Source organism: Niveispirillum sp. FG156, from assembly GCF_057809555.1.
Map to the genome: position 1 here is coordinate 17,919 of NZ_JBMDKE010000022.1, position 26,246 is coordinate 44,164.

At 64.1% G+C, this 26,246-nt stretch carries 25 protein-coding genes; 17 read left to right on the plus strand and 8 right to left on the minus strand.

Annotated features, from left to right (window positions below):
• Positions 1-40: 40 nt before the first annotated feature.
• From ACODSP_RS15120 to ACODSP_RS15140, 5 genes are all read left to right on the plus strand, one after another.
• Entirely contained in the window at positions 41-2,422 is a 2,382-nt protein-coding gene (locus ACODSP_RS15120) for an ATP-binding protein (protein WP_488966396.1), read from the plus strand.
• Positions 2,419-2,811, plus strand: coding sequence for a response regulator (locus ACODSP_RS15125; protein WP_488966397.1), 393 nt, complete (start codon positions 2,419-2,421; stop codon positions 2,809-2,811). The genes ACODSP_RS15120 and ACODSP_RS15125 overlap by 4 nt, the downstream gene beginning before the upstream one ends.
• Positions 2,812-2,824: 13 nt before the next feature.
• Positions 2,825-3,232, plus strand: coding sequence for a response regulator (locus tag ACODSP_RS15130; RefSeq protein ID WP_054166542.1), 408 nt, complete (start codon positions 2,825-2,827; stop codon positions 3,230-3,232).
• Between the two features lie 96 nt (positions 3,233-3,328).
• Complete coding sequence (locus tag ACODSP_RS15135) at positions 3,329-4,120, plus strand: DUF4394 domain-containing protein (protein ID WP_488966398.1); 792 nt, start codon at positions 3,329-3,331, stop codon at positions 4,118-4,120.
• A gap of 50 nt (positions 4,121-4,170) precedes the next feature.
• Positions 4,171-4,512 carry a plastocyanin/azurin family copper-binding protein gene (locus ACODSP_RS15140; protein ID WP_488966399.1) on the plus strand — a complete coding sequence of 114 codons (342 nt, stop codon included), beginning with the start codon at positions 4,171-4,173 and terminating at the stop codon, positions 4,510-4,512.
• Here ACODSP_RS15140 and ACODSP_RS15145 read toward each other — a convergent pair whose 3' ends face one another.
• Positions 4,513-5,388 carry an EamA family transporter gene (locus tag ACODSP_RS15145; RefSeq protein WP_488966400.1) on the minus strand — a complete coding sequence of 292 codons (876 nt, stop codon included), beginning with the start codon at positions 5,386-5,388 and terminating at the stop codon, positions 4,513-4,515.
• Between the two features lie 223 nt (positions 5,389-5,611).
• Between ACODSP_RS15145 and ACODSP_RS15150 the strand changes: the two genes are divergently transcribed.
• The 3 genes from ACODSP_RS15150 to ACODSP_RS15160 all read left to right on the plus strand — a co-directional run bounded on the left by ACODSP_RS15150 (position 5,612) and on the right by ACODSP_RS15160 (position 8,725).
• Complete coding sequence (locus tag ACODSP_RS15150) at positions 5,612-7,108, plus strand: aldehyde dehydrogenase (RefSeq protein ID WP_488966401.1); 1,497 nt, start codon at positions 5,612-5,614, stop codon at positions 7,106-7,108.
• A 60-nt stretch (positions 7,109-7,168) separates the two neighbouring features.
• The gene (locus ACODSP_RS15155; protein ID WP_488966402.1) at positions 7,169-7,813 is read left to right on the plus strand and encodes an ATP-dependent Clp protease proteolytic subunit; all 645 of its coding nucleotides are present in this window, start codon (positions 7,169-7,171) and stop codon (positions 7,811-7,813) included.
• 285 nt (positions 7,814-8,098) lie between these two features.
• Positions 8,099-8,725 carry an MOSC domain-containing protein gene (locus ACODSP_RS15160; protein ID WP_488966403.1) on the plus strand — a complete coding sequence of 209 codons (627 nt, stop codon included), beginning with the start codon at positions 8,099-8,101 and terminating at the stop codon, positions 8,723-8,725.
• Here the strand turns inward: ACODSP_RS15160 and ACODSP_RS15165 are convergent.
• Both ACODSP_RS15165 and ACODSP_RS15170 read right to left on the minus strand, forming a co-directional pair.
• Positions 8,700-10,493 carry a cation:proton antiporter domain-containing protein gene (locus ACODSP_RS15165; protein ID WP_488966404.1) on the minus strand — a complete coding sequence of 598 codons (1,794 nt, stop codon included), beginning with the start codon at positions 10,491-10,493 and terminating at the stop codon, positions 8,700-8,702. The two genes, ACODSP_RS15160 and ACODSP_RS15165, sit on opposite strands and share 26 nt — an antisense overlap.
• A 98-nt stretch (positions 10,494-10,591) precedes the next feature.
• The gene (locus ACODSP_RS15170; protein WP_488966405.1) at positions 10,592-10,972 is read right to left on the minus strand and encodes a Crp/Fnr family transcriptional regulator; all 381 of its coding nucleotides are present in this window, start codon (positions 10,970-10,972) and stop codon (positions 10,592-10,594) included.
• Between the two features lie 124 nt (positions 10,973-11,096).
• On the opposite strand from ACODSP_RS15170, the gene ACODSP_RS15175 reads away from it, so the two are divergent.
• The 6 genes from ACODSP_RS15175 (at position 11,097) to ACODSP_RS15200 (ending at position 17,413) form a co-directional block, all read left to right on the plus strand.
• The gene (locus ACODSP_RS15175) at positions 11,097-11,693 is read left to right on the plus strand and encodes a TetR/AcrR family transcriptional regulator (RefSeq protein ID WP_488966406.1); all 597 of its coding nucleotides are present in this window, start codon (positions 11,097-11,099) and stop codon (positions 11,691-11,693) included.
• Positions 11,694-11,787: 94 nt separating this feature from the next.
• A complete protein-coding gene (locus ACODSP_RS15180; protein WP_488966407.1) occupies positions 11,788-12,672 on the plus strand; it encodes an alpha/beta fold hydrolase in 885 nt (294 codons plus the stop codon).
• A 57-nt stretch (positions 12,673-12,729) separates the two neighbouring features.
• Positions 12,730-13,122 carry an MAPEG family protein gene (locus tag ACODSP_RS15185; RefSeq protein ID WP_488966408.1) on the plus strand — a complete coding sequence of 131 codons (393 nt, stop codon included), beginning with the start codon at positions 12,730-12,732 and terminating at the stop codon, positions 13,120-13,122.
• 110 nt (positions 13,123-13,232) lie between these two features.
• On the plus strand, positions 13,233-13,643 hold the full coding sequence (locus ACODSP_RS15190) for a DUF2946 family protein (RefSeq protein WP_488966409.1): 411 nt from the start codon (positions 13,233-13,235) through the stop codon (positions 13,641-13,643).
• An 88-nt stretch (positions 13,644-13,731) separates the two neighbouring features.
• Positions 13,732-16,023 carry a TonB-dependent receptor gene (locus ACODSP_RS15195; RefSeq protein ID WP_488966410.1) on the plus strand — a complete coding sequence of 764 codons (2,292 nt, stop codon included), beginning with the start codon at positions 13,732-13,734 and terminating at the stop codon, positions 16,021-16,023.
• Positions 16,024-16,027: 4 nt separating this feature from the next.
• Complete coding sequence (locus ACODSP_RS15200; protein WP_488966411.1) at positions 16,028-17,413, plus strand: PepSY-associated TM helix domain-containing protein; 1,386 nt, start codon at positions 16,028-16,030, stop codon at positions 17,411-17,413.
• Positions 17,414-17,516: 103 nt separating this feature from the next.
• Here the strand turns inward: ACODSP_RS15200 and ACODSP_RS15205 are convergent, their stop codons facing one another.
• Positions 17,517-18,398 carry a helix-turn-helix domain-containing protein gene (locus tag ACODSP_RS15205; RefSeq protein ID WP_488966412.1) on the minus strand — a complete coding sequence of 294 codons (882 nt, stop codon included), beginning with the start codon at positions 18,396-18,398 and terminating at the stop codon, positions 17,517-17,519.
• A gap of 125 nt (positions 18,399-18,523) precedes the next feature.
• Here ACODSP_RS15205 and pobA point away from each other — a divergent pair, with 125 nt between their 5' ends.
• Both pobA and ACODSP_RS15215 read left to right on the plus strand, forming a co-directional pair.
• Entirely contained in the window at positions 18,524-19,693 is a 1,170-nt protein-coding gene (pobA, locus tag ACODSP_RS15210) for a 4-hydroxybenzoate 3-monooxygenase (protein WP_488966413.1), read from the plus strand.
• A 237-nt stretch (positions 19,694-19,930) separates the two neighbouring features.
• Complete coding sequence (locus tag ACODSP_RS15215; RefSeq protein WP_488966414.1) at positions 19,931-21,469, plus strand: ribonuclease J; 1,539 nt, start codon at positions 19,931-19,933, stop codon at positions 21,467-21,469.
• A 166-nt stretch (positions 21,470-21,635) separates the two neighbouring features.
• Here ACODSP_RS15215 and ACODSP_RS15220 read toward each other — a convergent pair whose 3' ends face one another.
• Positions 21,636-22,526 carry a DMT family transporter gene (locus ACODSP_RS15220; RefSeq protein WP_488966415.1) on the minus strand — a complete coding sequence of 297 codons (891 nt, stop codon included), beginning with the start codon at positions 22,524-22,526 and terminating at the stop codon, positions 21,636-21,638.
• Positions 22,527-22,617: 91 nt separating this feature from the next.
• Here ACODSP_RS15220 and ACODSP_RS15225 point away from each other — a divergent pair, with 91 nt between their 5' ends.
• Entirely contained in the window at positions 22,618-23,532 is a 915-nt protein-coding gene (locus ACODSP_RS15225) for a LysR substrate-binding domain-containing protein (protein ID WP_488966416.1), read from the plus strand.
• On the opposite strand, the gene ACODSP_RS15230 is transcribed toward ACODSP_RS15225, so the two are convergent.
• The 3 genes from ACODSP_RS15230 to ACODSP_RS15240 all read right to left on the minus strand — a co-directional run bounded on the left by ACODSP_RS15230 (position 23,501) and on the right by ACODSP_RS15240 (position 26,167).
• A complete protein-coding gene (locus ACODSP_RS15230; protein ID WP_488966417.1) occupies positions 23,501-24,310 on the minus strand; it encodes an isocitrate lyase/PEP mutase family protein in 810 nt (269 codons plus the stop codon). The genes ACODSP_RS15225 and ACODSP_RS15230 overlap by 32 nt on opposite strands.
• Positions 24,307-25,368 (minus strand): bifunctional transcriptional activator/DNA repair enzyme AdaA, encoded by a 1,062-nt coding sequence (locus ACODSP_RS15235; protein ID WP_488966418.1) that lies wholly within the window; start codon positions 25,366-25,368, stop codon positions 24,307-24,309. Before ACODSP_RS15235 ends, ACODSP_RS15230 begins: the two co-directional genes overlap by 4 nt.
• Before the next feature lie 73 nt (positions 25,369-25,441).
• On the minus strand, positions 25,442-26,167 hold the full coding sequence (locus tag ACODSP_RS15240) for a hypothetical protein (RefSeq protein WP_488966419.1): 726 nt from the start codon (positions 26,165-26,167) through the stop codon (positions 25,442-25,444).
• Between the last annotated feature and the right edge of the window lie 79 nt (positions 26,168-26,246).

Below are 26,246 nucleotides of genomic sequence, written 5' to 3' on the forward strand. Positions count from 1 at the left end.
ATATAGAAAGATAGTTAAATTCGGCACGGGGCCGTCGCGCATGTTCAGGACCATCCGCTTCAAGCTGGCGGCGGCGTTTGCGGTGGCGGTGCTGGCCGCTGTCACCATCGGCATTGTGGCTGTGTTCGTGGTGCGATCCACGGGTGATCTTGTCATCCGCATGTACGATCAACCCCTGCAGGCCATTAACTATGCAAGGTTGGCGCAGACCAATTTCGTGACTCTGGACCTGATGGTGGACCGCGCCCTGAAATCGCCTACCGGTCTGCCTGAAACCTTTCGCGAAGACCTGGAAATCAATGGCGAGGATTTCCTGGCCAGCCTTGCGGTGGCCGAAGAGCGCGGCTTGAACCCCGAAATCCGTAAATACGTCGCCCGCATCCGGGAACAAAATCAGGCCTGGATGCAGGCGGTCCGCCAATTGACGGACATGACGGCCACGTCCCCCGACCATCACGCCGCCATGCAGGGCATGGAGGAACTGGGCGGGGGGATCATCAGCAATCTTGAAATCGTCACCCAGATGGCGGCGGAGGACGGCTACCGATTCCGTCTGTCGGCGGAAGAGACGATCAAGAATGCGGCTGACCGCACGACATTCCTGATCGCGGCCCTGTTCACGCTGGTGGTGGGTATCACCATCGCCTTGATCCGCAATATCGTGACCCCGCTGAACCGCCTGACCCGCGCGACGATCCAGCTGGCGGGCGGCGACATGGATGTCACGGTGCCCCATACCAGCCGCCGGGACGAGATCGGCAGCGTCGCCGGCGCACTGGGCGTGTTCAAGGGTGCCATGGAGGTCGTGCGCGAGGCACAGGAGAAGGCGGAGGCCGCTACCCGCGCCAAATCCGAATTCCTGGCCATGATGAGCCATGAAATCCGTACCCCCATGAATGGGGTGCTAGGGCTTACCCGCCTGCTGCTGCGGTCGGGACTGAATGAGGAACAGGCTAAACTGGCCACTACCGTCCTGCAATCGGGCCAGTCATTGCTGCGCATCCTGAACGATATTCTGGATTTCTCGAAGCTGGAGGCCGGGAAGGCCGATATCGAAATCCTGGATTTCGAGCTGGTGTCCCTGATCTCCGGCACCACCATGCTGATGCGCAACCGGGCGGAGGAAAGGGACCTCTGGCTGCGGGAGGAGGTGGACGGGCACCTGCCGTCTTACCTGAAGGGCGATCCCAACCGCCTGCGGCAAGTCATGCTGAACCTCGTCGGCAATGCCATCAAGTTCACTGAGTCGGGCGGCGTCACGCTGCGCGCCCGCGCCCTGGCCGAACCCGCCCGTCTGCGGGTGGAGGTGGTGGATACCGGCATCGGCATCTCCGAAGCCGCGCGTGCCAAGCTTTTCGGCAGCTTCGTGCAGGCCGACAGTTCCATCACCCGCCGTTTCGGTGGCACCGGCCTGGGGCTTGCCATCTGCAAGAAGCTGGTGGAGGCCATGGGCGGCGCCATCGGTGTTGATAGCGTGATAGGGCAGGGTAGCACCTTCTGGTTCGAAATCCCGCTGCTGGAAGGCAGCGCCGTCACCGGCGATCCGGCAGGTGATTTCGACGGCCATGCCGTTCGCCCGCTGCGCGTGCTGGTCGCCGATGACAATGCCGTCAACCGCAAGGTGTTGGCCGGTGCGCTGGCCGAACATGGGCATATGGTCGTGTTTGCCGTGGATGGCGAACAGGCCGTGGCCGCCGTGCGTGACGCCGATCCGGCGCTGGATTTGGTCCTGATGGATGTGCATATGCCCCGTATGGACGGGATGAGCGCCGCCCGTGCCATCCGCGCCCTGCCGGGTCCGGCCTCGCTGGTAACCATCGTCGCGGCCACAGCCAGCGTTGGGACCAACGGTATCCAGCGTTGCCTGGATGCCGGCATGAACGCCTATGTGTCCAAGCCCATTGATCCGGCCAATCTGTTCAAGGTAATCGAGCGCCTGTTTCCCGACGGCATTCTGAAAGAGAACCCGGCGGAGGGGGCCGATGCCATCGCCTCCATGGATATGGAGATGGAAGAGGCCGGTGGAACGGCCAACGCACTGCTAACCGGGACAGAGCCTTTCGCGCCGGAAATGCTGACGGAGATGGCCGACAGTATGGGGCCTGACATGGCGCTCGACCTGATCGACACATTCCTGTCCATCCTGCCTGAGGTGGAACCCGACCTGTTCCCCGCCGATGGCGCACCGGTCGCCCATCAGGTGGGGGAGGTTGCGCATTCCCTGAAATCAGCTGCGGGCAGCCTTGGCATGGCCCAGGTTTACCGCACAGCCGCCGCGGTAGAGGCGGCGGGGCATCAGGGGGATGCCGACGCGCTTCTGTCGCTGTTGCCCGCCCTGCGGCGGGATATGGATGAGGGGTTGGCCTGGTTGCGGGCACAACGCGAAACATTCGAGGCCGCGATGGCGGAGGCCGCATCATGATGGGCCTTCGCGACGGCAACCGGCTGCGCGTATTGCTGGCCGAGGATAATGCGTTCGAGGCGCGGCTGATCGTTGGCGTATTGCGTCAGCTTGGTGTTGGTAATGTAGACCATCATCGCGACGGTGCGGGCGCCATTGGCGCCGTCATGCCGGACGGAGTACCATTCGACCTCGTCATCTCTGACTGGAACATGCCAGAAAGCACGGGCCTGGACCTGCTGCGGCATGTGCGGGCCATCTGGCGGCATACACCCTTCCTGATGCTGACCGCCCATGCCACGGTTGACTTCGTCAGGCTGGCCAAGGCCAATGCCGTCGATGCCTATATGGTAAAGCCCTTTTCCCCACGCGATCTGGCCAGCCGGATCACACAGCTTGTCAGTCCCTGAAAAGACCGCGCCCATGCATAACCGTGATCACATCCCCGGCTTTGAGAAGCTGAACGTCCTGCTGGTGGAGGATAACGCCTTCGCCCAGCGGCTGGCACGTCAGGTGCTGCTGCAACTGGGTGTGCAGAACATCCATATCGTGGCGGACGGGAAAGCGGCGATCGAGGCGCTGGAAGAAAGCGAAATTCGCTTTGATCTGATCATTTCCGACTGGAACATGCCCAATGTGACCGGCCTGGAACTGCTCCAGCATGTACGCAAGACCTGGGAGAACATGCCTTTCCTGATGCTGACCGGCAACCAGACAGTGGATTTCGTGCAGGCCGCCCGCGCCAACCGGGTGGACGCCTATATCATAAAGCCATTCTCGCCTCTGCAGCTGCGTCAGAAAATCTGCGCCATTTTCAACATCAAGGTCTGACGGCCTGATCTAATGGACTAATGACAGGCGGCCCAATTCACCTACCTTGTTCAATCGCGAAGGTGGCAGAACGCCGCCGGCGGTTGGGAGGGGTCGATGAAGAACAAGGTCGCAACCATTGCCATTGGGCTGGCGCTGACCGGCACTGCCATGCCGTCGCTGGCACTTGATATTGCCGGGCTGAACCAGCGCAACGAACTGCTGCTATTCTCTGACAAATCGCCGGGCACCGTAAAGGTGCTGCCCGTGACGGGCGTGAAGGGCAAGCTGCTGGGCATCGATGTCCGTCCGGCCAATGGCAAGCTTTATGGTATAGCCAGCGACAACAGCCTTTACACCATCGATCTGGAAACCGGTGCCGCCACGGCGGGGCCGAAACTGTCGGTCGCGCTGACGGCCATCGACCATGTGGTTGCGGACTTCAACCCACAGGCGGACCGCCTGCGTGTCATGGGGTCGGACGGGCAGAACCTGCGCGTCAACGTGGAGACAGGTGCCGCCGCCGTGGACAAGCCGCTGGTCTATCACGCCAACAACAAGGTAAACGCCGGCAAGAAGCCTGCCGTCTATGCCGGGGCCTATATCAACTCCTTCGCCGGGGCGACGCAGACGCAGCTGTTCGATGTCGATAGCGGTGCCGGCGCCTGGGTGTCGCAGGACCCGCCCAATGACGGCGTGCTGCGTACCATCGGCCCGTTGGGCGTGCCGGCGGGCACCATCGTTGAAGGAGTCGATATCTTCACCGACGCCCAAGATGAATATCATGGTCGTGCGGTGGCCGGGGGTGCCCTCTATGAGCTTAATGTCACCCGGGGTGGCATGAAGAAGATGGGCCGCATCGGCGATGGCAGCGACGTGATCGATATCGCCATCCTGGACAAGCGATAAGGTCTCACGGCCATAACCGAGACGATGAGGATGTGAGGGGAATGATGGCGATGTCGCGTGCGTGGCGTAAATGGGCGTGTACCCTGGCACCCGTGATGGGGTTGGGCCTGCTGGCCGGCTCCAGCGCGGCGGAGGATCCGTTCGTCATTGCCCAGCGCGACATCTCCTTCGCGCCACGGGCCGTCACGATCAAGGTGGGGGATCAGGTCACGTTCCGGAACGAGGACCCGTTCGGCCACAATGTCTATTCACCCAGCATGAATGGCGTGTTCGACATCGGCTTGCAGGACCCCGGCACAGAGACGCCGGTGACCTTCACGGCACCGGGTGAATTCATCATCCAATGCCGAATTCACCCCAAAATGCGGGCCAAGGTCCTGGTCGAACCTTGATCAAACCATCGCCGCCTGCCGTTTTCGCAACGGCAGGATGGTGATCACGATGCCGGCGAAAAGCAGCGCCATGCCCAGCAGGCGCAGCGGCCCGAACGTCTCCCCAAAGGCCAGATGGGCCGCCACGGTGCCGGTCACGGGCACCAGCAGGGAGAAGGGCGCCACCACCCCGGCCTTATATTCCCGCAGCAGCATGCCCCAGATGCCGAAGGCCACCAGGGTGGACAGGCAGACGATGTAAAGCAGCGACAGGCCGGCGGTCCAACTGAAGCCCGTCAATGCCGCCCACACCCGGTCCGGCCCCTCCACCATCAGCGACAGGGCAAAGACGGGCAGGGGCGGCACGGTCGACAGCCAGACCATCAACGGCAAGGTCGGCGTCGGCGGCAGGCGCCGCATCAGCACATTGCCCATGGCCCAACTGGCCGCCGCCAGCAGCGTCAGGACGAAGCCGATCCAGGTGACATCCAGCCCGACCGTACTGCCCGTCACCGCCAGCCCCGCCGCCGCCACCCCGGCCCCGGCCAGTTGCTGGCCCTTGGGCCGCTCACCCAGCATGCCCGCCGCGAACAGCATGGTCAGGAAAGCTTGGCATTGCAGCACGATGGAGGCCAGGCCTGGCGCCATCCCCCGGTCCATGCCCATGAACAGAAAAATGTAATGACCGGTGAACAGGAACGTGGAAACCAGCGCCAGCTGTTTGAACCCGATCCCCGCCGGACGCGGGATGAACAGCACCGGCAGACAGGCCAGCGTGAAGCGCAGGGCCGTCAGCAGGATGGGTGGAAAGCCGGTCAGCGCCAGCTTGATCACCACGAAATTGGCCCCCCAGATGATGGCGACCAGAAAGGCGAGGGCGATGTGGAGGGGGCGCATCGGCTGGACATCCGGCTGGATGATATCGGGATCAGGATCGGAACATGTCAGCATTGCTGACGCAATTACCAAGATGTGTCCGTGACAATTGCCCATCCGTTGGGGGTTGCCGCAGCCTGTGCCACCGGGCACTCTCTCCCTCGACAGGCGGGCACGCCCGCCGCAGGTTTCGTTGTGTGATCGCTTCAACCAGCGACCACCCTCTAACGGGAGAGCCCTTCGAATGGACGCCATCGCCGCCACCAACTGGCAGGACCGCGCCGCCCGGCTGCAATTCCGCAACAATGCCTTCATCGACGGGGAGTATGTGCCCGCCGCCAGTTACAAGAGCTTCCCCAAAATCAGCCCGCGCGACGGCAAGGTGCTGACCCAGGTCGCCGAATGCGATGCGGAGGATGTGAACCGCGCCGTGGCTGCCGCCCGCCGCACCTTCGAATCCGGTATTTGGCGGGATCAGCATCCGCGTGCCCGCAAGGCCGTGCTGCTGAAGCTGGCGCGCTTGATGGAGGAGCATGCGGACGAGCTGGCGCTGCTGGAAACGCTGGACATGGGCAAGCCCATCCGTGACAGCCGCTCCATCGACATCCCCCTGTCGATCCGCTGTGTACAATATTACGCCGAAGCCATCGACAAGCTGTATGATCAGGTCGGGCCCAGCGGGCCGGACGCCATGTCGCTGATCCTGCGTGAACCGCTGGGCGTCATCGGCGTGGTGGTGCCCTGGAATTTCCCCCTGATGATGGCGGTGTGGAAGGTGGCGCCGGCACTGGCCACCGGCAATTCCGTGGTGCTGAAGCCTGCCGAACAATCGCCCCTGACGGCCATCCGCTTGGGCGAACTGGCGGTGGCGGCGGGGCTGCCGGATGGCGTGCTGAATGTCGTGCCCGGTTTCGGGGAAACGGCGGGTCAGGCCATTGGCCGCCATATGGATGTGGACATGCTGGCCTTCACCGGCTCGACCGAGGTTGGCAAGTACTTCATGCGCTATTCAGGGGAAAGCAACCTGAAGCGCGTGTCGCTGGAATGCGGCGGCAAGACCCCGCATATCATCATGCCCGACGCCGCCGACCTGGATAAGGCCGCCGCCAATGCCGCCGGTGGTATCTTCTTCAATCAGGGGGAGGTCTGTAACGCCGGCTCTCGCCTGCTGGTGCATGAAAGCATCAAGGATGAGTTCCTGGAAAAGGTGATCCACCATTCCAAACGCTGGATACCCGGCGATCCGCTGAACCCCGCGACGACCATGGGCGCTATGGTCGATGCCAAACAGCATGAACGCGTGCTGTCCTATATCGAAAAGGGCAAGGCCGAAGGGGCCGCCCTGCGTCTGGGCGGATCGGCGGTACGCAAGGATACCGGCGGCTACTACATCGAACCCACCCTGTTCGACGGCGTGGACAGTTCCATGACCATCGCGCGGGAGGAGATTTTTGGCCCCGTCCTGTCCACCCTGACCTTCAAGACCACGAAAGAAGCCTTCAAGATCGCCAATGACACGATCTATGGTCTGGCGTCGGCCATCTGGACCCGCGACATTTCCACCGCCATGAAGGCCGCCCGCACCATCAAGGCGGGATCGGTCTGGATCAACTGCTTCGATGCGGGCGACATCACCACGCCTTTCGGCGGCTTCAAACAGTCCGGCTTTGGCCGCGACAAGAGCCTGCATGCGCTGGAAAAATACACGGACTTGAAAAGCGTCTGGATCGACCTTTCATAAGTATGGGACTCCCATCCAATGATGGGTTGAACCGCGACCGATTTCCCGCTAGGTCAGTAAATGCAGAATACCAAATTCAGGAGTGCCGCCTTGCTCGTCAACCCGATCCGTCTTGAGGACGAAAAGCCGGAGTCCGATGCCCAGGAGGAAAAGGCCAAGGCGCCCCCCTCCATCGCGCAGAATCTGTTCAAGGCCCGCACCATCCTGCTGTTCGGCGAGATCAACCAGAAGGTGGCACAGGCCGTGACGGCCCAGCTTCTGGGTCTGGCCGCAGAGAATGACGAGCCGATCAAGCTGATCATCAACTCGCCGGGCGGCCATGTCGAATCCGGTGACACGATCCATGACATGATCCGCTTCGTGAAGCCGCGCGTGCTGGTGCTGGGCACCGGCTGGGTCGCCTCTGCCGGCGCCCATATCTTCCTGGGCGCTGCCAAGGAAGACCGGTTCTGTTTGCCCAATACCCGCTTCATGATCCATCAGCCGGCGGGCGGCGTAGGTGGTCCGGCCACCGATATCGCGATTGAGGCGAAGGAAATTATCAAGATGCGCAAGCGCATCAATGAAGAGATCGCCCGCGAAACCGGCCAGTCCTATGAGCGGGTGGCCGTGGATACCGACCGCAATTTCTGGATGTCGGCGGAAGAAGCCAAGGAATATGGCATCGTCAGCCACATCATCGAAAATACCGAAGCCTTCAAGTAAGGCATTGGCGTTTTTGGGTGTGTTGAGATTCGGGGCTTAGTTTTTCTAACCCATTGGAACTCATAGATTGCCTCCCCGGCGAAGGCCGGGGCCCAGGGGCCCAGCGTCCGACATATCAGCAGCGTCGATCAACGCAGCTTATAGGTTTGAGCCTGTGCCCCCTGGGTCCCGGCCTTCGCCGGGGAGGCAGATTTTCTGAAGCTCCGGCGAATCTCAACAGCCCCCCCCCCAGAGTTAAGAAGGGCCGGTCCTTGCGACCGGCCCTTTCCATATCGGCAGATGGACATGCAGATCCTTCAGGTAAATATCGGGCGTGTCATCCCCCGCACCAACGCCAAGGGGCGGGAGGAAGGGACGGGCATCGGCAAGCAGCCTGTGACCGGTCTGCTCCCCCTGGGGCCCAGCGGTCTGAATGGCGATGAAAGCGCCTATCGCGACCGAAAGGACGGCGACACGGCCCTGCATGGCTTTGCATCCGAGTCCTATGAGGCGCTGGAAGCCAGCCTTGGCCGGCCGATACAGCGCCCCGGCTTTGGGGAGAACCTGCTGTTTGAAGGCTATACCGATGCCGAGGCGCGCATCGGCGACGTGCTGGCCATCGGCACCGCCCAGGTGATGGTGAACCAGCCCGTGCCGCGCTGTTCCTGGCCCGGTGTCCTTACAGGCGTAAAGGCGCTGGGGCCGCTGGCCATGAAGGCCGGCACGCCCGGCTGGTACATGCAGGTGGTGCGACCGGGCATTCTGACAGCGGGTGATGCCGTAACACTGGTGGAGCGTGGGGAGGAGGCCTGGACGGTCGCGCGTCTGAACGCCCTACTGTTGGACAAGCGGCCTGATCCGGCTCTGCTGACCGATGCGTTGGCCCACCCGGCCCTGGCGGAGCGGTTCAAGAAGGAGTTGCGGTCGGCATGACGGTTGCCACCTCTTCCGGTTCCGTCTCTTGCTGCTTTTCCTTGGCGGTCTGGTTCATCTTGCGGCGCTGATTGGCCTTTTCCAGGATGGCGGCGCGCAGTTCGCCATGCTGGCGGGTGAACTGGTTGAAATCGCGCCGTTCCAGGATCAGGAACTGGCAGTAATCCAGCGCCGTGATGTCGGCACTGCGCCGACGGCCCGACAGCAGGGCCATCTCCCCGAAAAAGGCCCCGGTCTCCAGCTTGATCTTGTGGTCGGGCAACTGCACCTCCACGGCCCCACTGGCCAGGAAATACATGCCGTCGGCGGGATCGCCGCTGCGGATGACGCGTTCGCCCGGCACCGCTGCCGCTGGCCGGAACATCAGCAGCAGACGTTCCAGCTCATCCTTGCCCAGGCGGGACAGGACGGGGAAGGTCTCCACCAGCTTCTGCACCTGCAGGCCGTGCGCCTTCTCCCGCTCCGCCATCTGGTCGCGGACGCGGTTGATCTGCTGCGTCAGGCGCTTGAACTTGGTCTGGCCATAGTTGGACCAGTCGGGACGCCGGGCCTTCACCCTGACGGTTGCCTTTTCCACCGCCGCAAAGACCAGCGGGTTCAGGGTGATCGACAGCAAGGCCCCGGCCAACACCAGATCGCGCCCTTCCGGCGGCAGCAGGTTCATGCTGATGCCCAACCCGACCAGGATAAAGGAAAACTCCCCGATCTGGGCCAGACTGGCGGAGATCAGCAGGCCGGCACCCATCGGGTATCCCAGCGCCAGGACAATGGCGAAGGCCACCAGCGACTTGCCCACGATGATGGTCAGGAGGACAGCCGCCACCGACAGCGGCTCGCGCAGCAGGATCGACGGGTCGAATAGCATGCCGACCGACACGAAGAAGATGACCGAGAAGGCATCCTGCAGGGGCAGGCTGTCCGCCGCCGCCTTGTGGCTGAACCGGCTTTCGGCCAGCACCACGCCCGCAAAGAAGGCGCCCAGCGCGAACGACACGCCGAACACCTGGGCTGAGCCATAGGCGATGCCCATGGCGATGGCGAGAACGGCCAGGGTGAACAGCTCCCGCGAGCCTGTGCGCGCCACCTGGGCCAGTAGCCAGGGGACGATACGCGGACCCAGAATCAGGGCGACCGCCGCGAACAGCCCCACCTTGCCCAGGGTAATGGCCAAGGTCAGCCAGACCGGCGCATCGGTCGGGGCGGCGGCACCGTGTCCACCGCCATCAGCCGGAACCGTGCCGCCCAACAGGCCCGCGAAGGCTGGCAGCAGCACCAGCGCCACCACCATGACCAGATCCTCGACAATCAACCAGCCGACGGCGATCCGGCCATTAGGGGTCTGCAACAGATTACGTTCTTCCAGGGCCTTCAGCAGCACCACCGTACTGGCCACCGACAGCGACAGGCCCAGCACGATGCCGGCCCCCAGCCCCCAATCCCAGTAAAGTGCCAGGCCAAGGCCCATCAGGGTCGCAATGAGGATCTGTCCCACCGCGCCTGGGATAGCGATCCCCTTTACCGCCATCAGGTCGGCGGCAGAGAAATGCAGCCCAACCCCGAACATCAGCAGGATGACGCCGATCTCCGCCAGTTCCAGCGCCAGCTTTCCATCCGCCACGAAACCCGGCGTGAACGGCCCGACCAGGACACCCGCCACCAGATAGCCGACCAGAGGCGGCAGACGCAGCCGGTCGGCCAGGAAACCGAAGCCGAAAGCCAGGACGAACGCGATGGACAGGGTGGCAAGCAGATTGGTGTCGTGCGGCACGCGATTTAACCTTGGGCGCGGAACAATGGATCAGTTGCCGCAGTATGGGGAGCGGCGTGACCGGACGCACCTGTAAAATCAACGGGATCGGGCGAATGTCATTCGCCGCTCAGCCTCGCCTCCAACTCGTCCAGGCGCCTCGCCATGGTACGGATATTGTCGATCAGAAGCTGCACCAGCTGCCGCAACAGCGGGTCGGCACCATATAGCCCCTCGCGCAGCACGCTGGCCGGCATGCGCATCAGGACCGACTCCACCTCCGCACTGGCATGGGCCATGCGCGGCTTGCGGTCGAAAATCGCCATTTCCCCGAAAATGCCGCTGGTTTCGACCCGACCGATGACGGTCGGATGCTCCCCATCACCCCGCCAGATGCGCACACGGCCACTTTCCACTACATAAAGGCTGTCGCCGGGATCACCCTCCTTGAAGATCAGCTCGCCCGGTGCGAAAGTTCGGCGTTCGAAAGCGGCGGACATGGCAGCGGACCCCTTGGCAGCGGCGGCGCCCGCGACAGGCGCAGGCCAGCCAAGCTTTACGCTGATTGCTTTCCATTTGCCATGGGCTTGACAATAGTACGACCGTTCGTATTATTTAGACCTTATGAGCAAAGGTGAACGCACACGCGCCGCAATCCTGGACCAAGCGCTGGCCATGACCAGCACGGACGGATTGACCGGCCTGACCATCGGGACACTGGCCGACCGGCTGGGCATGTCGAAATCCGGGCTGTTCGCCCATTTCGGCAGCAAGGAACAGCTGCAGGCGGCGGTGCTGGAGCGGGCGGCGGAACTTTTCGCCGATACCGTGGTGCGTCCCGCCCTGGCACAGCCGCGTGGACTGCCGCGTGTGCTGGGCCTGTTTGAGAATTGGATTGCCTGGACGATGGACCCGGTTCTGCCCGGCGGCTGTCCCATTCAGGCTGCCTCTATCGAGTTTGATGATCGACCCGGTCCCATCCAGGACCTGATCGTCAAGCAGCAGGAGGATATGCGCCGCGTGGTCATCGGTGCCGCCCGCCGCGCGGTGGAGGAGGGGCACCTGCGGGCCGACCTGGATGTGGAGCAATTCGCGTTTGAGGGGATCTCGCTCTGTTACGGTTTCACCCAGTCCTATCGGCTTCTGAAGAACCCGAAGTCGGAGGTCTGGGCCCGCAACGCTGTCCATGGTCTGGTCGACCGGGCGCGTGTGCGTCAGTAAAGCGTTCGTCGGGTTCCGCGTGCGGCGGGACCGGACCGGTTTCATCACGGCGCCCGCCCGGATGGACGGACGCCCCCATTGGGGGGAGAGTTCCATGGCCTATTTTTCGTCTGAAAAAAGCACGAACGTTCGTAAAAATAAGCAGCAAGGCCAGTCCTGGCTGGATGGGTTGACGGACCTGTTCCACCCCTGGTCACGCGAACGCCACCTGCTGGCCGAGGGACGGCGCATGTATCTGGAGCCGGAACGGGCGGTGGCACCGCCGGCCCTGCCGGAACCGGCGGGCGCCATGGTGCTGGCGGTTCCTGGCTTCACGCCCCACCTTGCCGCCCGCCTCTGGGGGGCAGAGCGGGGGGAGGCAGCACCGCTGGTGCTGCTGGCCCATGGCTGGGAAGGGCAGGTGCACGACATGCTGGGCTTTGTGCAGCCGCTGCTGAATGCCGGCGCCCGCGTCGTGGCCTTTGATGCGCCGGCCCATGGCCGCAGTTCGGGCGACGAGACCAACCTGCTGGAAATGGCCCGCGCCATCCGGGCGGTCGCGACCGCCACAGGTGGCAAGGTAGCGGCGGTGATCGGCCATGGCCTGGGTGCCACCGCCCTGACGCTCGCGATCCAGGATGGGTTCCAGGCGGGACGCGCCATTCTGCTGTCCCCCCTTGCCGACCTGACCCTGCCCCTGCGCCAGATCGCTTATGTCCTGCGCCTGGACCTGGATAGCGAACATGCGCTGGGGCGGGAGATTGACCGGACATTGGGACAGCCGCTGGCCGCCCTGCATCTGCATGGTGATGAAGGCACACCGGCCCTGCTGATCCATTCTGCGGATGACCGGATCATGCCGGTGGCGGATGCCCTGCAATTGGCGTCTGTCTGGCCCGGTGCCGGGATGCATCTGGTGCAGGGGCTGGGTCATCGCCGACTGCTGTCGGATGCCGGTGTCATCGAACGGGCTGTGGGCTTCGCGTTGCGGGGGGAATGATCCCCCCGTATGGTGATCTTTACGACACAATGATTATATTCGGGGGGAAACATGCAGATGGGTATCACCGCACTGTATGCGGGTTTGCTGGGCGTGCTGCTGCTGGCTTTGAGCTACCGCGTATCGATGTATCGCCGTCGCCACGGCATCTCGCTGGGCGATGGCGGTCATAAGGGCCTGCATACCGCCATCCGGGTGCAGGGCAATTTCGTGGAATATGTGCCCACCGCCCTGATCCTGCTGCTGCTGGTGGAACTGACGGGCCGGCAGCCGGCCATCGTGCATGGGCTGGGTGCTGCCCTGTTCCTGGGCCGCGTCCTGCATGCCCAGGGTCTGACCTCCAATCCCGACGGTAAAAGCCCGGGCCGCCTGCTGGGCATTCTGCTGACTTGGATCATGCTGTTGGCCGCGTCGGTTCTGCTGATCCTGGGATCGGTGGCTGGCATCTGATGAATGCAGGCGGGGGTGGGGATTATCCGTGCCCCCGTCATGACGCGAATGCCATTCGGTCGCATCACGGGGCCATTGACCGCACGATGGCTTGGCGTCATTAACCCTTCATGGGCAAGGGCATTCTCCTTTCTGCAATCGGCGTTGCACGGCGTTTCGCGCCGTGGCTGCTGTTGCTTGCCCTGCTGCTGCGCGGGATGATCCCCGGCGGCTATATGCCCAACATGAACCCCGACAATGGCAAGGGCTGGCTGGTCATCTGTACCGGTGCCGGTTCCGCCAGCATTCAGGTTGATGGTGATGGCGGGGATGACAATGCCCCCGCCGATACCGGGCATCAGGGCCTTTGCCCCTACCTGGCCATGACCCTGCTGGGTCCCGTCCTGCTGCTGCTGGCGCTGCTGCTGCCGGTGGCGGGGGATATTGTTGTTCTGCGGCCCTTCATGGGTACGCGTCGACGCCGCCTGCTGTGCGGGCCGACCTTGGGGGCGCGGGCACCGCCCCTGTCCTGGGCTTATTGACACCCATCATCCCAGGACAATTCCCGTATTTGGCGCCCCCCGCTTGAGAAAAGCATGATCGCGGGGTCGGCCGCCGGAGGACGTTACAGTGCCCCGCACGCCTTTTCGCGCCCGCAGCCTGGCTTCGGTCGCCCTCATCGCCCTATCCACGCCTGCCTTTGCTCAGGATACCCAGGTGGCCGACGCCGCCCCGGTGCAGGAAGTGATCGTCATCGGCCAGCGTGATACCCCCATCACCATCGTGCCGCGCGGCCTTTCCGTCTCGCTGGGCCAGGAACAGTTCACGGCGATCAATGCCGTCAATGTCGAAGATCTGATGAAGTACGCGCCGAATTTCTTCGTGCGCAAACGCTTCATCGGTGATGCCAACGCCGTTCCCGGCTTCCGTGGCACCCATTCCGCACAATCGGCCCGCTCGCTGGTGCTGGTGGATGGGTTTGTGGTGTCGAACCTGTTGGGCAACAGTTTCTCGTTTCCTCCGAAATGGGGCGTGGTCGGGCCGGGCGAGGTGCAGCAGTTCGACATCGTCTACGGCCCCTATTCATCCCGCTATCCGGGCAATTCCATGGGCGGAATCATTTCGATCACCACCAAGCCGCCAAAGGAAGGTCTGGAGAGCTTTGCCACCGTGCAATATTTCGTCCAGCCCTATAAGCAATACGGCACCGACCGCAATTTTGACGGTTACACAGGCGAGGCCGGTTTCGGGTGGAAGCAGACGGACGGTCCCTGGAGCGCCCGTCTGTCCTACCGCCGGCTGGAGAATCAGGGCCATCCGCAGCAATTCTATCAACTGACCCCGGCCACCGGCACGGCAGCGTCAACTGTCGTGACCGGCGCCGTGACCGACCCGAACCTGATCACCAAGACGCCCGTGTCCGGCGCCTATTCGGTGGAAGACACCACGCAGGACCAGTTGCGGGGCCGCATCGGCTATGATTTCGGCGATGGCTGGAATGCCTCGCTGCTGGCCGTGCTGTGGACCAGTGACTATGACGGCACCACCCCCACCACATATCTGCGCGACGCCAGCGGCAACCCGGTCTTCACGGGCCGCGTGTCGGTGAATGGCACGCCATACACTATGCCCGCCATCAACCTGTCCCTGACCGAACGGCGGGAAATCCTGGGTGGGGCAAAGCTGGAGGGTCCGATTGGCGACTGGCAGGCCAGCCTGAACCTGTCGCGCTTCGTGATCGATAAACAGCGTTCCCGCGCCTCCACCGGCTATCTGAACGGCATCAACAGTGGCGTCGGCACCGACACACGTCAGGGCGATACCGGTTGGTGGACCGGCGATGGGCAGTTGGAACGCACGCTGGGCGATCACGAATTGGCCATCGGTTTCAATAGCAGCCTCTATGAAACCGATCAGACCATTTATGGCGTCGGCAACTGGCGCACCGGCGCCGCGCCGACCTTCACGACGCAGACTGGTGGCCGTTCCCGGCAATTGGGGGCCTTCATCGATAATGCCTGGCAGGTGACGCCGGGGGTGAAGCTGACCGGCGGTGTACGTCTGGACAACTGGCGAGCGTTCGATGGCCGCATCGGCACCCGCGTATCCGGTTCCCCGAAATATCAGTCCTATACCGACCGCAAGGAAACCGCCATCAACCCGTCCGCCGGCATTCAGGCCGACCTGCCCGCCGATTGGGTGGGGCAACTGAGCCTTGCCACCGCCACCCGCTTCCCCACGGTGGGCGAGCTGTTCCAGGGCCGTCTGGACGGCAATGGCAATTTCGACATCAACAGCTTCGATCCCAACCTGAAGCCAGAAAAGTCGCGTGACGCCAACCTGATGCTGCGTCGGGCCTTCGATGATATCCGCTTCACCGGCAGCATCTTCTATCAGCGGGTGGAAGATGCGATCTTCAGCCAGCAGGGCTTCAACCAGTTCGGCGTCGTGACCTCGTCGTTCAAAAATATCGACATTGTGCGCCAGTGGGGCGTGGAGGGCATTATCGAGGCCTCGGACATTGCCGGCATCGAGGGCCTGAATGTCGATTTCAATGCCGCCTGGATCGACGCCCAGACGGTGCGCAACCGGTCCGTCCCGGCATCCGAAGGGGGGCAGTTCCCGCGCATTCCGAAATGGCGCCTGAACGGTAATGCCCGGTACAAGTTCGCCGATGACTGGCAATTCTCCACCGGCTGGCGCTACGCGTCGCGTCCCAACACCAATCTGGAGGGGACGCAGCGCGGCGATACCTATGGCTATACGTCGGAACTGATGATCTTTGATGCCAAACTGTCCTGGGACGTGACGGCGGAAACCCAGCTCAGCGTCGGTGTCGATAATATCGGCAATGACAAGGCCTGGGTGTTCCACCCCTATCCGCAACGCACCTTCACGCTTGAACTGAAATGGAAGGGCTGACGCCATGACCGACCTGTCGATCAAGGCACCGCCGGCCAAGGGCTGGCTGGATTACCGCACCATCTGGCGCTGGCATTTCTATGCCGGCCTGTTCTGTGTGCCTTTCATTGTCGCCCTGGCCCTCTCCGGTTCGCTCTACCTGTTCAAGCCGCAGGTGGAGGCGTTGATCGACAGGCCCTATGACAATCTGGTCCTGACCGGCCCGGCGGCCGATGCCAATGCCCAGGCACTGGCCGCCCTTGCCGCGGTACCGGGTGGAACATTGAAATCTTATATCTTGCCCGAAGAGGCGGACGACGCCGTGCGCGTTCTGGTCCGCGACGGGCAAGGGGCGATGTGGCGCGTCTATATTCATCCCCAGACCCTGGAGGTTCTGCATTCGATCCCAGAAGAAGACCGCTTGATGAACCAGATCAAGACCTTCCATGGCGAACTGCTGATGGGTGACCAGGGGTCCTGGTTCGTGGAGCTGGCTGCATGCTGGGGCATCGTGATGGTGGTCAGCGGGCTCTATCTCTGGTGGCCGCGCGGCGGCCAGGGGCTGGCCGGCATTGTCTATCCACGTCTATCGGCGGGCGGGCGCACCTTCTGGCGCGATCTGCATGCCGTGACCGGTCTGTGGATATCGTTGCTGGCCCTGTTCCTGCTGCTGACGGGCCTGCCCTGGGCCAGCGTCTGGGGCGGAGCGTTCAAGGCCGTGCGGGAGGCGACGGGAACCGCCGCCGTCAAGCAGGACTGGACAACCAGCCGGAAGGCAGAACGCGCCGGACACGACGCCCAGGAACATGCCGAAGACCATCCGATGGACCATGGCAGCCTGTCCATGGACGATATGATGGTGGGAACCGTGACCCTGGCCGATGTCGTGGCACAGGTGGCGCCCCTGAAACTGGCCGCACCCGTTCAGATCAACCTACCGGCCAAGGTGGGGGGCAGCTGGGCGGTGCGGTCGATGACGGCCAACCGGCCCGACCGCGTCTCCATCGATCTGGACGGCGCCACCGGCACCCAAATCCGGCGGGAGGATTTCGCCGACCGCCACATCATCGACCGCGTCGTCGGCATCGGCATCGCCGCTCATGAGGGGCAACTGTTCGGCTGGTTCAACCAGGCCTTGGGCGTCATCGCCGCCCTGGGCCTGGTCCTGCTGTCGGTCAGCGGGGCCGTGATGTGGTGGAAACGCCGGCCAAACGGCGCGCTGGGCGCACCGCCGCCCCTGCGGATGCGGGGCAGCCCGGCGGTCATGGGCATGATCCTGCTGTTCTTCGCCTTGTTTCTGCCCTTGCTGGGCCTGTCGGTGATCGTGGTTGCCCTGATCGATCTGGCCATCCTGCGCCAGTTGCCCAATGCCCGCCGCTGGCTGGGCCTGCGCGAACAGGCAAAGGCGTAGGTCAGGTCGAGCCAAAGGCGAGCCCTGACAGAAATGGATTTAAGGCCTTCTCTGTCAGGGCGGGGCTTACGCCCCGACCTGACCTACTGCAACCGTTCGAATTTTACCCTGCCGCCCCCTGCCGGAACCGTCCCGGCGAGCAACCGACCCGGCCCGTGAAGAACCGGTTGAAATAGGCGGGGTCACTGAATCCCAGCTCAAACGCCACCTCCGCCACGCCCAGGTCGCTGTAAAGAAGGCTGCGTTTCGCCTCCGCCAACAGCCGATCATGCAGCAGATCGATGGGGGGATGGCCCGTGACCGCGATGCAGGCCGCGCGAAGGCGGCCCGGCGTAACGCCCAGTGCATCGGCAAACTGCGCCACCCCCCATCCGGCGCGATACTGCTCCTCAATCAGATCACGGTAGCGCGCCACCAGGGCCGCCCGTGGCCCGCGCGCTGCGCCACCACCGCCCGCCGACAGGCGCGCCGCCCGCCAGGCATGGACCAGCAGCGCCATCAGCGCCGCTTCAACCAGCAGCGAACGGCCAACTCCGCCGCCCGCCATCTCTGCCTCCAAGAGGGCCGCCAGCCGCAGGCAATCCGCCCCATCGCTGCCAAGTGGTACTGCCGATGCCTGCCCGAACAACTCGCCCAGCCCCGGTTCCCGCCGCGCCAGCCTGCGCAGCATCGGCTCCACGAATGTGACCACATGTCCCTGGCTGTCGGCGTTCCAGTTGAAGCCATGCACCTCCCCCGCCGGGATCAGCAGCAGGCAGGGCGCCGTGAAAGCCTCTTTGTCCCCCCCCGCCAACAAATCCCCGCCGCCTGTGGCAATGACCAGCACATGGTTCAAATCGGCATGGGCGTGTGGTCGGATCTGCCATCCGCTGGGCTGGCTGCGCCGTTCCAGGGTTTCGGCATGGATGAAATGTTCATCTGCCTTGGCCTCAGCCTCTCCATACAGAAAGAAGCGGGGCACGGGATTGCTGGCTTTGCGGGTCATGCGGCGCAGCATGTCAAAGGATCGACGAAAAATCCAATTTTTTACACGATGCGTGTCCTGCCTCAATGGTTCGCCGACGCTATCATCCCGTCAACAGCCAACATAATATTGGGAGGAAGAAGGCAATGCGCACACAGGTTGCCATCATCGGTGCCGGCCCCGCCGGGTTGCTTCTGGCCCATCTTTTGTACAAGGCGGGCGTGGAATGCGTCATCCTGGAACGCCGTGACCGCGCCCATGTCGAAAGCCGCATCCGTGCCGGCATCCTGGAACAGGTGACGGTCGATCTGCTGCGTCAGGTCGGCGTGCATGACCGCATGGACCGTGAGGGCCTGCCGCATGACGGCTTCGCGCTGTCCACCGACGGCGACAATACCCGCATCGACATGAAGGCGCTGACCGGCAAATCCGTCATGGTCTATGGCCAGACGGAGGTGACGCGTGACCTGATCGATGCCGCCATCCACCGTGATATCCCGCTGCTGTTCGAGGCGCAGGACGTTGCCCTGCACGACATCACCAGCGCGCGGCCCCGCGTCACGTTCCGGCATGATGGCGTCGACCGTGTCCTGGAATGCGACTTCATCGCGGGTTGTGACGGGTTCCACGGTGTGGCGCGGGCCAGCATTCCCGCCGATGTCCTGCGCACCTTTGAGCGTGTGTACCCGTTCGGGTGGCTGGGCGTGCTGGCCGATGTGCCGCCGTGCGACCATGAACTGATCTATGCCAGCCATGAACGCGGCTTCGCGCTGGCCTCCATGCGGTCCAACACCCGCTCGCGCTACTATGTGCAGGTCGCGAACACCGAGAAGGTGGAAGATTGGTCGGACGAGCGGTTCTGGGATGAACTGTGCCTGCGCCTGGGGGGAGAAGTCGCACCCCGTGTCACGCGCGGTCCGTCGATTGAAAAGTCCATCGCGCCGCTGCGCAGCTTCGTGGCCGAACCGATGCGCCATGGCAACCTGTTCCTGGCCGGTGATGCCGCCCACATCGTGCCACCGACGGGGGCCAAGGGTCTCAATCTGGCCGCAACCGACGTCGCTTATCTGGCCGACGGGTTGGCTGATCATTACCGGGGAAATCAGGCCGGCATCGATGCCTATTCCGCCCGCGCACTCGCCCGCGTATGGAAGGCCGAACGCTTCTCCTGGTGGTTTACCAGCTTGATGCACCGCTTCCCGGAAACCGACGCCTTTGGCCGCCGCATGCAGATCGCGGAACTGAGCTATCTGCGCGGCTCCCACGCGGCACAGCAGTCGCTGGCGGAAAACTATGTCGGTCTTCCGCTGCACTGACATTGATACCCGGAGCCCTTTCAAACCCACGGCCCATCCCGGCAATATCGTCGCCGCCAGGAACTTAATTCGGAATCCGAATTAAGTTCCTGGCGCTGCATTCCGTGCATGGACATGTCCATCGCCTGCTGGATTGAGGGCACTGATCTGGCGGCCCATTCCTGATCCAAAAACCCATGCCTGACCCGCGTACGGCACCTTTGACTTGGGTGCTGCGATGCGACATAAAGGTAAGGCATGAACGAGACTGATTTCGACGCTTTGCATGAAAGCGCCACCGCGTTCCCCCGCATCGGGGCTGGCGCGGACATGGACCGGGCGGACGCCACGGTTATCCCCTTCCACCGCTATACCGACTATGACCGCCGCTGGCCCGTGCCGGGCAAGGGCGAAGTTCTGGTTGTGCCGTTGGGCGGCTTGGGCCGCATCGGCATGAACTGGACCCTGTACGGCCATGACGGCGCCTGGGTCCTGGTCGATGCGGGCATTGCCTTCCCCGATCCCGACACGAAGGGTGTGGACTGTATCGTCCCGCACCCCGCCTTTCTGGCCCCTATCCGCGACCGGTTGCTGGCCCTGGTGGTCACCCACGCGCATGAGGACCATATCGGCGGCATCGACCGGCTGTGGCCGCAGGGCATCGACTGCCCCATCTATGCCACACCGTTCGCGACCAAGCTGATCTCCCGCCGGTTGGATGAGGCTGGTGTGCTGGAAAAGGTGGAGTTGAACAGCTACCCGGTGGGTGGCGCGTTCAACATCGGGCCTTTCGGCTTCCGCTCCATCCGCATGACCCATTCGATCCCGGAACCGGTGGCCCTGGCCATCGACACGGCGGCGGGCACCGTCCTGCATACCGGCGACTGGAAGTTCGACGCAGAGCCGGGTATCGGCCTGCCCACGGATTTCGACGCCCTGCGCAAGCTGGGCGACGATGGCGTGCTGGCCATGCTGTGTGACAGCACCAACGCCCACAAGGATCTGCCGTCAACGTCGGAGGCGCAGGTGCGCCGCGCCTTTGACCGGCTGTTCGCCACCCGCAAGGGCCAGATCGCCATCTGCTGCTTTGCGACCAATGTGGCGCGCGTGGCGTCCGCCATCTCCGCCGCCGCCGATGCAGGCCGTCAGGTGGCGCTGGCCGGTCGTTCCATGCGCAATTGCGAGGAAGTGGCCCGTGATCTGGGCCTGCTGAACCATGTGCCGGAACCGCTGACCGAACCCGCCCACCTGAAGGGTCTGGACCGCGACAAGGTCGCCCTGATCTGCACAGGCGGGCAGGGTGAAGAAAAGGCGGCCCTGGCCAAGCTGGCGCGCGGCGAACGCCGTTTCCCGCCGTTTGGCGCCGGTGACACGGTGGTCCTGTCGGCCCGCGTCATCCCCGGCAATGAAGAGTCGGTGGAAAAGGTCGTCTCTAAGCTGCGCGCGCGCGGCGTGGAGGTGCTGATGGGGCACGAACTGATGGGTGGCGAGCCGCTGCACGTCTCCGGCCATCCCGGCGCCAATGAACTGCGTGAACTCTATGCCATGGTCCGTCCGCGCATCGCCCTGCCGGTGCATGGCACCGACATGCATCTGGAGGCCCATGCCCGCCTGGCCCGTACCGCCGGCTGTCAGGCCGCCATCATGGCGGAAGAAGCGGAAGTAATCCGTCTGTCCGAAGGCGGTTCCCGCGTCCTGGGCCGGGTTAACGCCCCGCTTCTGTCGATCGAGAGTGAGCCGAACGGCGACCGCGCCACCTATGATCCGGGCAAGGTGCTGGTGGCGGGGCTGGTGTGAACTGAAGCGCTCTATCCGTCATCCCGGCGAAAGCCGGGACCCAGCGAGAGCAGCGATAGCTGCGACATGACTCATATCGGCGCTAATCGCGCCTTATGCTGGGGCCCGGCTTTCGCCGGGATGACGAGATTGAGCGACATTTCTAATCTAAATGCCTCGCGCGGCCTCACCCCCGCCCCTTGGTATTGACCAGCGCCACACCGCCCAGGGCCAATACCCCACCGGCCAGTGTCGTCCAGACGGGCAACTCACCCGTCATCGGCACAGCCACCGTGGAGGCGACCACGGGCACCATGTAGAGAAAGTTTGAGCCCCGCGCCGCGCCGAAATGGCCCAGCGCGTAGGTCCAGGCGGCATAGCCGATGGCGGCGGGAAACAGCGCCAGGAATAGCAGGGCAGCCTGCACCTGCCAGCTGGCCGCCAATGCCTGCTGCACCCCCTGACCCAGCCAGGGCGACAGCCACAGCGCACCGGCTGCCAAGGTCAGCGCGGATGAGGGCAGGGCGCCATAGCGCGCCACCAGTGGCCGTTGCAGCACGAAATAGGTGGCGGTGGCCAATGCCGCCCCGATCAGAAGCGTGGCGCCGCTGCCAAAGCGCAAGCCCCCCGGCTGCCCCGACGCGATCAGGCCGACGCCGGCCATGCTGATCCCCATGCCGACCCAGGCCCAGCGGCGGAACCTTTCCTTCAGGAATAGGGTCGCGAAGATCACGGTCAGGACCGGGGCCACATTCACGATGAAGCTGGCCGCCCCCGCCGCCACTGTCTTCTGTCCGGTATTCAGCAGCAGATTATAGAGCGCGATCCCGATCCCGCCGCAGGCCGCGAACCGCACCGCATCCATGCCGCGTGGCAGCCTGGGCCGCGTCACTAGCAGAAAGATCAGGGCCAGCGTCCCGGCCATGGCAAACCGCGCCGCCGCCAGCGGCAACGGGTCCATGCCGCCCAGCGCCAGACGGATGGAAGGAAAAGCCGATCCCCAGCTGACCACCGTCACCAAGACGGCAAGGGCGGGCAGGAAGCGTGACCGGGGCAGGGGGCTGGCAAGGGCCGTCATGGGAGAGTTTCCGTTCAGGGGCGACATGATGGTGATCCTGCCTGATTGCGGGTTGTTGACATAGCGTACTGATGACGGCACACCTGTACGCATGACGCACAGCTTATCCCTGCCGCCCCTGGAAAGCCTGACCGCCGTTCTGGCCGCCGGGCGCACCGGTTCCTTTTCCGCCGCCGCCCAAGAACTGGGCGTCACCCACGCCGCCATCAGCCGCCGGGTACAGGCTGCGGAAAGCTGGCTGGGGGTGGCCCTGTTCGAACGGCACGGGCGCGGCGTCCGCACCACGCCCGATGGCGACCGCTTCATCGCGCGGGTGGGGGAGGCGTTCAACATGATCGCCCGTTCCGGCGACCAATGGCGTCACCGCCGGGGGACGGAGATTGTGCGCCTCTCTATCCTGCCGGCCTTCGCCAAGCTCTGGCTGTTCCAGATGCTGGGCAAATTGCAGGATGCCCACCTGCGCTTCGACCTTCTGGTCGAACATCGGCTGGCCGATCTGGAAAAGGGAGAAGTCGATATCGCGGTACGGTGCGGCAATGGCCAGTGGACGGGGGTGAACAGCACACCCCTGTTTCAGGAAATGGTCTATCCCGTTGCCTCTCCATCGCTGGCCGCCCGTCTGGGACCCAACCCATCTGTCGCCACCATCATGGCCGAAACCTTGGTGCATGACAGTACCGTCACCTCCTGGCGGGCCTGGCTGGCGGCCCATGACGTGCAGTACAGCAAGCCCCGGCCCCAGGACATACGGTTTGAGGATTACGACACCGTGCTGGCCGCATTGGAGGTGGGGTTGGGGATCGGCATGTTGCGCTCCCCCCTGGGCGATGCCTGGGTGGCCGATGGCCGGCTGGTACCGCTCAGCCCGCTCTGGGTCCCCAACCCCTATCTCTATCACCTTGTCACCCGCACGGGCACCCCGCGCCCCGCCGTGGCGGAGGCGCGAGACCGTTTGCTGGCGCTGGCCGCAGAATTCAGGCCGACGCCCCCGCCATCAGGGCGTTGATCTGACCATACGGCATGGCATCGGCACAGATCGGATCGGACACGCCATCCCACAGGAAAGCCCCGCCGATGGCCGCCACCCGGCCCCAGAGATATTCCGGCAGGGCCGAACCCGCCGACAGCCGCTTCACGCCCAACTTCGCCAGTTCCGCTGCCGGCAACAGACCGGGTCGGGCCATCACATTCAGCGGCACTTTAACATTATCAGCTATATAGTTGATTTCTTTTGGATCGGTCACGCCAGCAGGGAACAGGCCAGAGGCTCCGACAGCTGTATACAGCTGTCCCCGCCGTGCCACCTCTGCCGCGCGCTCCCCTGCCGGGGCCAGCCCTTTCAGATAGACATCGGTACGGGCATTGATGAATAGACCCGGCCCAACAGCGGCCCGGATGGCCTGGATCTTGGCGGCCAGCAGGTCGGGCGTGCCCGCCCCATCCTCAATATTCACCCCGACGACACCCGTCGCCACGATGCGGCGGGCTAGGTCGGCGACGGCGGCGGGATCATCGCTATAGCCAGCTTCCATATCGATGCTGACGGGCAGGTCGGGCACGGCGTGCACGATGGTGGCGGCGGCATGCAGCAGCAAATCCGCCGGCAGCTTGTTGCCATCGGCCACGCCCAGGGCCCAGGCAAGGCCGGCACTGGTGGTGGCAATGGACTGGGCCCCCAGATTGCGCATCATGCGCGCGCTGCCGCCGTCCCAGACATTGCACAGGATCAGGGGGCTGTCGCCCCGGTGCAGGGCGTCGAAAATCTCAAACTTCGTCTTGGTCATGATGCCTTTTCCAGGGAAAGCGGAAATACAGGAAGATCAAGGTGACGGCAGGCATAGGCACCCCAGGGATGCCATCGTCGCTCGCCTTCATAAATCGGAACAGGCCCGTCCCATGGGGCCGGTACCCTTCGTCCGGGCCGGTCCGCCACCAGCGGGGCCAGGGCAGGGTCCTGAGACAGGTGGGCGTTGATGGTCGCCATATCCGCCGACAGGTCGAACCGCCGCCGCAGCCGGGCCGCGATGCCCGACAGTGACTTGATATCGCCGGTGCGGATCACGGCCTTCAGCGCGTCCTGGCCGGGAAGGGCGGCGACAGTGACGTCGCCATCGGACAGTTGCCGGCGCCAGACCCCGTCCGCCACCTGCTCTGCTGCATCACCCTGCGCCGCGATGGCGTTCAATAGATCCGGCCAGTCCAGGGGCGGGCGGTAACGCAGGCGAAGGATCACCCCATCCTGCGCCACGCTGCCCTCCGCCCGGTCCGACGTCAGGGCCTGCCGGCGCAGATCACGCGGGGGCCGGCCATAAAGTGACTGGAACGTCTCATTGAAGCGCCGGATGCTGCCAAAGCCAGAAGCCATCGCCACCTCCGCCATGGGCAGCGCCGTCTCATGCAGCAGCTGTTTGGCGAACAGCACGCGCCGCGTCTGCGCCACGGCGATAGGGCTGGCGCCCAGATGCTGCTTGAACAGGCGGCGCAACTGCCGCTCCCCCACGCCCAGCCGACCGGCCAGGGCATCGACGCTGGCTTCCTCCCCATCCAGCGCGCCTTCCGCGATCAGGGCCAGCCCACGCGAGACGGTGTTGGAGGTGCCGCGCCAGACGGCAAGGTCCGGGGCGGCTTCGGGCCGGCAGCGCAGGCAGGGCCGGAACCCCGCCTCCTGTGCTGCGGCTGCCGTTGGATAGAAGCGGCAATTCTCCGCCTTGGGCGTGCGCGCCGGGCAGATGGGGCGGCAGTAGATGCCGGTGGTCAGCACCGCCGTGAAGAAACGCCCGTCAAAGCGGGCATCCCTGGTTTCAACGGCGCGGTAGCAGGCGGTGGGGTCGAGCGTTTCCATGTCCCGATCCTGCCACGAGCCATCCAAGGCGGCTCGCGGTTTTCGGACATGGACGACGCAACAGCAATACCGCTTACGGGAAGCGGCAGACCTCGCCCGTCACCTCCACAAACGACCGGGCACCGGCGCCGACCGTCAGGCGCACTTCCTTGTCGCTGGAGATCAGGTTGTGGGTCAGCGGCAGGACGCCATTGACCTCATCCACCTTGCCATTGGCATCGGTGAAGCGGAGCTTCACGGGCTTGGTCGGATCGTACCAGGCTTCCGGGCTGCCGCCATCATTGCGGGCGGGCACACCCTCACCCGTCACGATGATGGCGCCATCGGCAAAGGCCACCTGTGTGTTCGATCCGCGATAGATCGGGGTGGGCAGCACGAATCGCTTCGTGTCGGGCCGGGCACAGGAACGCGGATTGCTGGTCTGTTCGATGACGAAGGCCATGCGTTCGGGGTTCACCCCCTCGGCCAGCTTGCGGGCCACCAGTTCGGTGATCTTGGCCAGCTCGCCGCCCGGCACTTCACGCTGCAGGCGGATTTCCAGCTCGTTGGCGCGGATTTCCTGGGTCTGGGCGATCTGCTGCAACTGCTGGGCACGACGTTCGGCCTTGTCCTTGGCCGCCGTCATATTCGCCAGCTCTTCCTGGATGGAGCCTTCGCGGGATTTCAGCTGCTCCACGCCGACAAGATAGGAGAAGCCGGCAACGCCGCCCAGTACAGCCAGGACCAGGGCAGCCTTGCCCACACGGCCCCAGATGCGACGGCGGTAGCGGCGGCGGTGGTCGTAGAGGCCGTAGCTCATCTCTTCCCAGGCAAATCAACAGGATGGGTCGGACCCGTCCACATGGACGGCATGCCCGACCCTAACCCAGCCTGTAAGA

Bases quoted from the DNA above. Each gene is read 5' to 3' on its own strand.
- ACODSP_RS15120 (WP_488966396.1), top strand. From the start codon at position 41: ATGTTCAGGACCATCCGCTTCAAGCTGGCGGCGGCGTTTGCGGTGGCG.
- ACODSP_RS15125 (WP_488966397.1), top strand. From the start codon at position 2,419: ATGATGGGCCTTCGCGACGGCAACCGGCTGCGCGTATTGCTGGCCGAG.
- ACODSP_RS15130 (WP_054166542.1), top strand. From the start codon at position 2,825: ATGCATAACCGTGATCACATCCCCGGCTTTGAGAAGCTGAACGTCCTG.
- ACODSP_RS15135 (WP_488966398.1), top strand. From the start codon at position 3,329: ATGAAGAACAAGGTCGCAACCATTGCCATTGGGCTGGCGCTGACCGGC.
- ACODSP_RS15140 (WP_488966399.1), top strand. From the start codon at position 4,171: ATGTCGCGTGCGTGGCGTAAATGGGCGTGTACCCTGGCACCCGTGATG.
- ACODSP_RS15145 (WP_488966400.1), bottom strand. From the start codon at position 5,388: ATGCGCCCCCTCCACATCGCCCTCGCCTTTCTGGTCGCCATCATCTGG.
- ACODSP_RS15150 (WP_488966401.1), top strand. From the start codon at position 5,612: ATGGACGCCATCGCCGCCACCAACTGGCAGGACCGCGCCGCCCGGCTG.
- ACODSP_RS15155 (WP_488966402.1), top strand. From the start codon at position 7,169: ATGCAGAATACCAAATTCAGGAGTGCCGCCTTGCTCGTCAACCCGATC.
- ACODSP_RS15160 (WP_488966403.1), top strand. From the start codon at position 8,099: ATGCAGATCCTTCAGGTAAATATCGGGCGTGTCATCCCCCGCACCAAC.
- ACODSP_RS15170 (WP_488966405.1), bottom strand. From the start codon at position 10,972: ATGTCCGCCGCTTTCGAACGCCGAACTTTCGCACCGGGCGAGCTGATC.
- ACODSP_RS15175 (WP_488966406.1), top strand. From the start codon at position 11,097: ATGAGCAAAGGTGAACGCACACGCGCCGCAATCCTGGACCAAGCGCTG.
- ACODSP_RS15180 (WP_488966407.1), top strand. From the start codon at position 11,788: ATGGCCTATTTTTCGTCTGAAAAAAGCACGAACGTTCGTAAAAATAAG.
- ACODSP_RS15185 (WP_488966408.1), top strand. From the start codon at position 12,730: ATGGGTATCACCGCACTGTATGCGGGTTTGCTGGGCGTGCTGCTGCTG.
- ACODSP_RS15190 (WP_488966409.1), top strand. From the start codon at position 13,233: ATGGGCAAGGGCATTCTCCTTTCTGCAATCGGCGTTGCACGGCGTTTC.
- ACODSP_RS15200 (WP_488966411.1), top strand. From the start codon at position 16,028: ATGACCGACCTGTCGATCAAGGCACCGCCGGCCAAGGGCTGGCTGGAT.
- ACODSP_RS15205 (WP_488966412.1), bottom strand. From the start codon at position 18,398: ATGACCCGCAAAGCCAGCAATCCCGTGCCCCGCTTCTTTCTGTATGGA.
- pobA (WP_488966413.1), top strand. From the start codon at position 18,524: ATGCGCACACAGGTTGCCATCATCGGTGCCGGCCCCGCCGGGTTGCTT.
- ACODSP_RS15215 (WP_488966414.1), top strand. From the start codon at position 19,931: ATGAACGAGACTGATTTCGACGCTTTGCATGAAAGCGCCACCGCGTTC.
- ACODSP_RS15220 (WP_488966415.1), bottom strand. From the start codon at position 22,526: ATGACGGCCCTTGCCAGCCCCCTGCCCCGGTCACGCTTCCTGCCCGCC.
- ACODSP_RS15225 (WP_488966416.1), top strand. From the start codon at position 22,618: ATGACGCACAGCTTATCCCTGCCGCCCCTGGAAAGCCTGACCGCCGTT.
- ACODSP_RS15230 (WP_488966417.1), bottom strand. From the start codon at position 24,310: ATGACCAAGACGAAGTTTGAGATTTTCGACGCCCTGCACCGGGGCGAC.
- ACODSP_RS15235 (WP_488966418.1), bottom strand. From the start codon at position 25,368: ATGGAAACGCTCGACCCCACCGCCTGCTACCGCGCCGTTGAAACCAGG.
- ACODSP_RS15240 (WP_488966419.1), bottom strand. From the start codon at position 26,167: ATGAGCTACGGCCTCTACGACCACCGCCGCCGCTACCGCCGTCGCATC.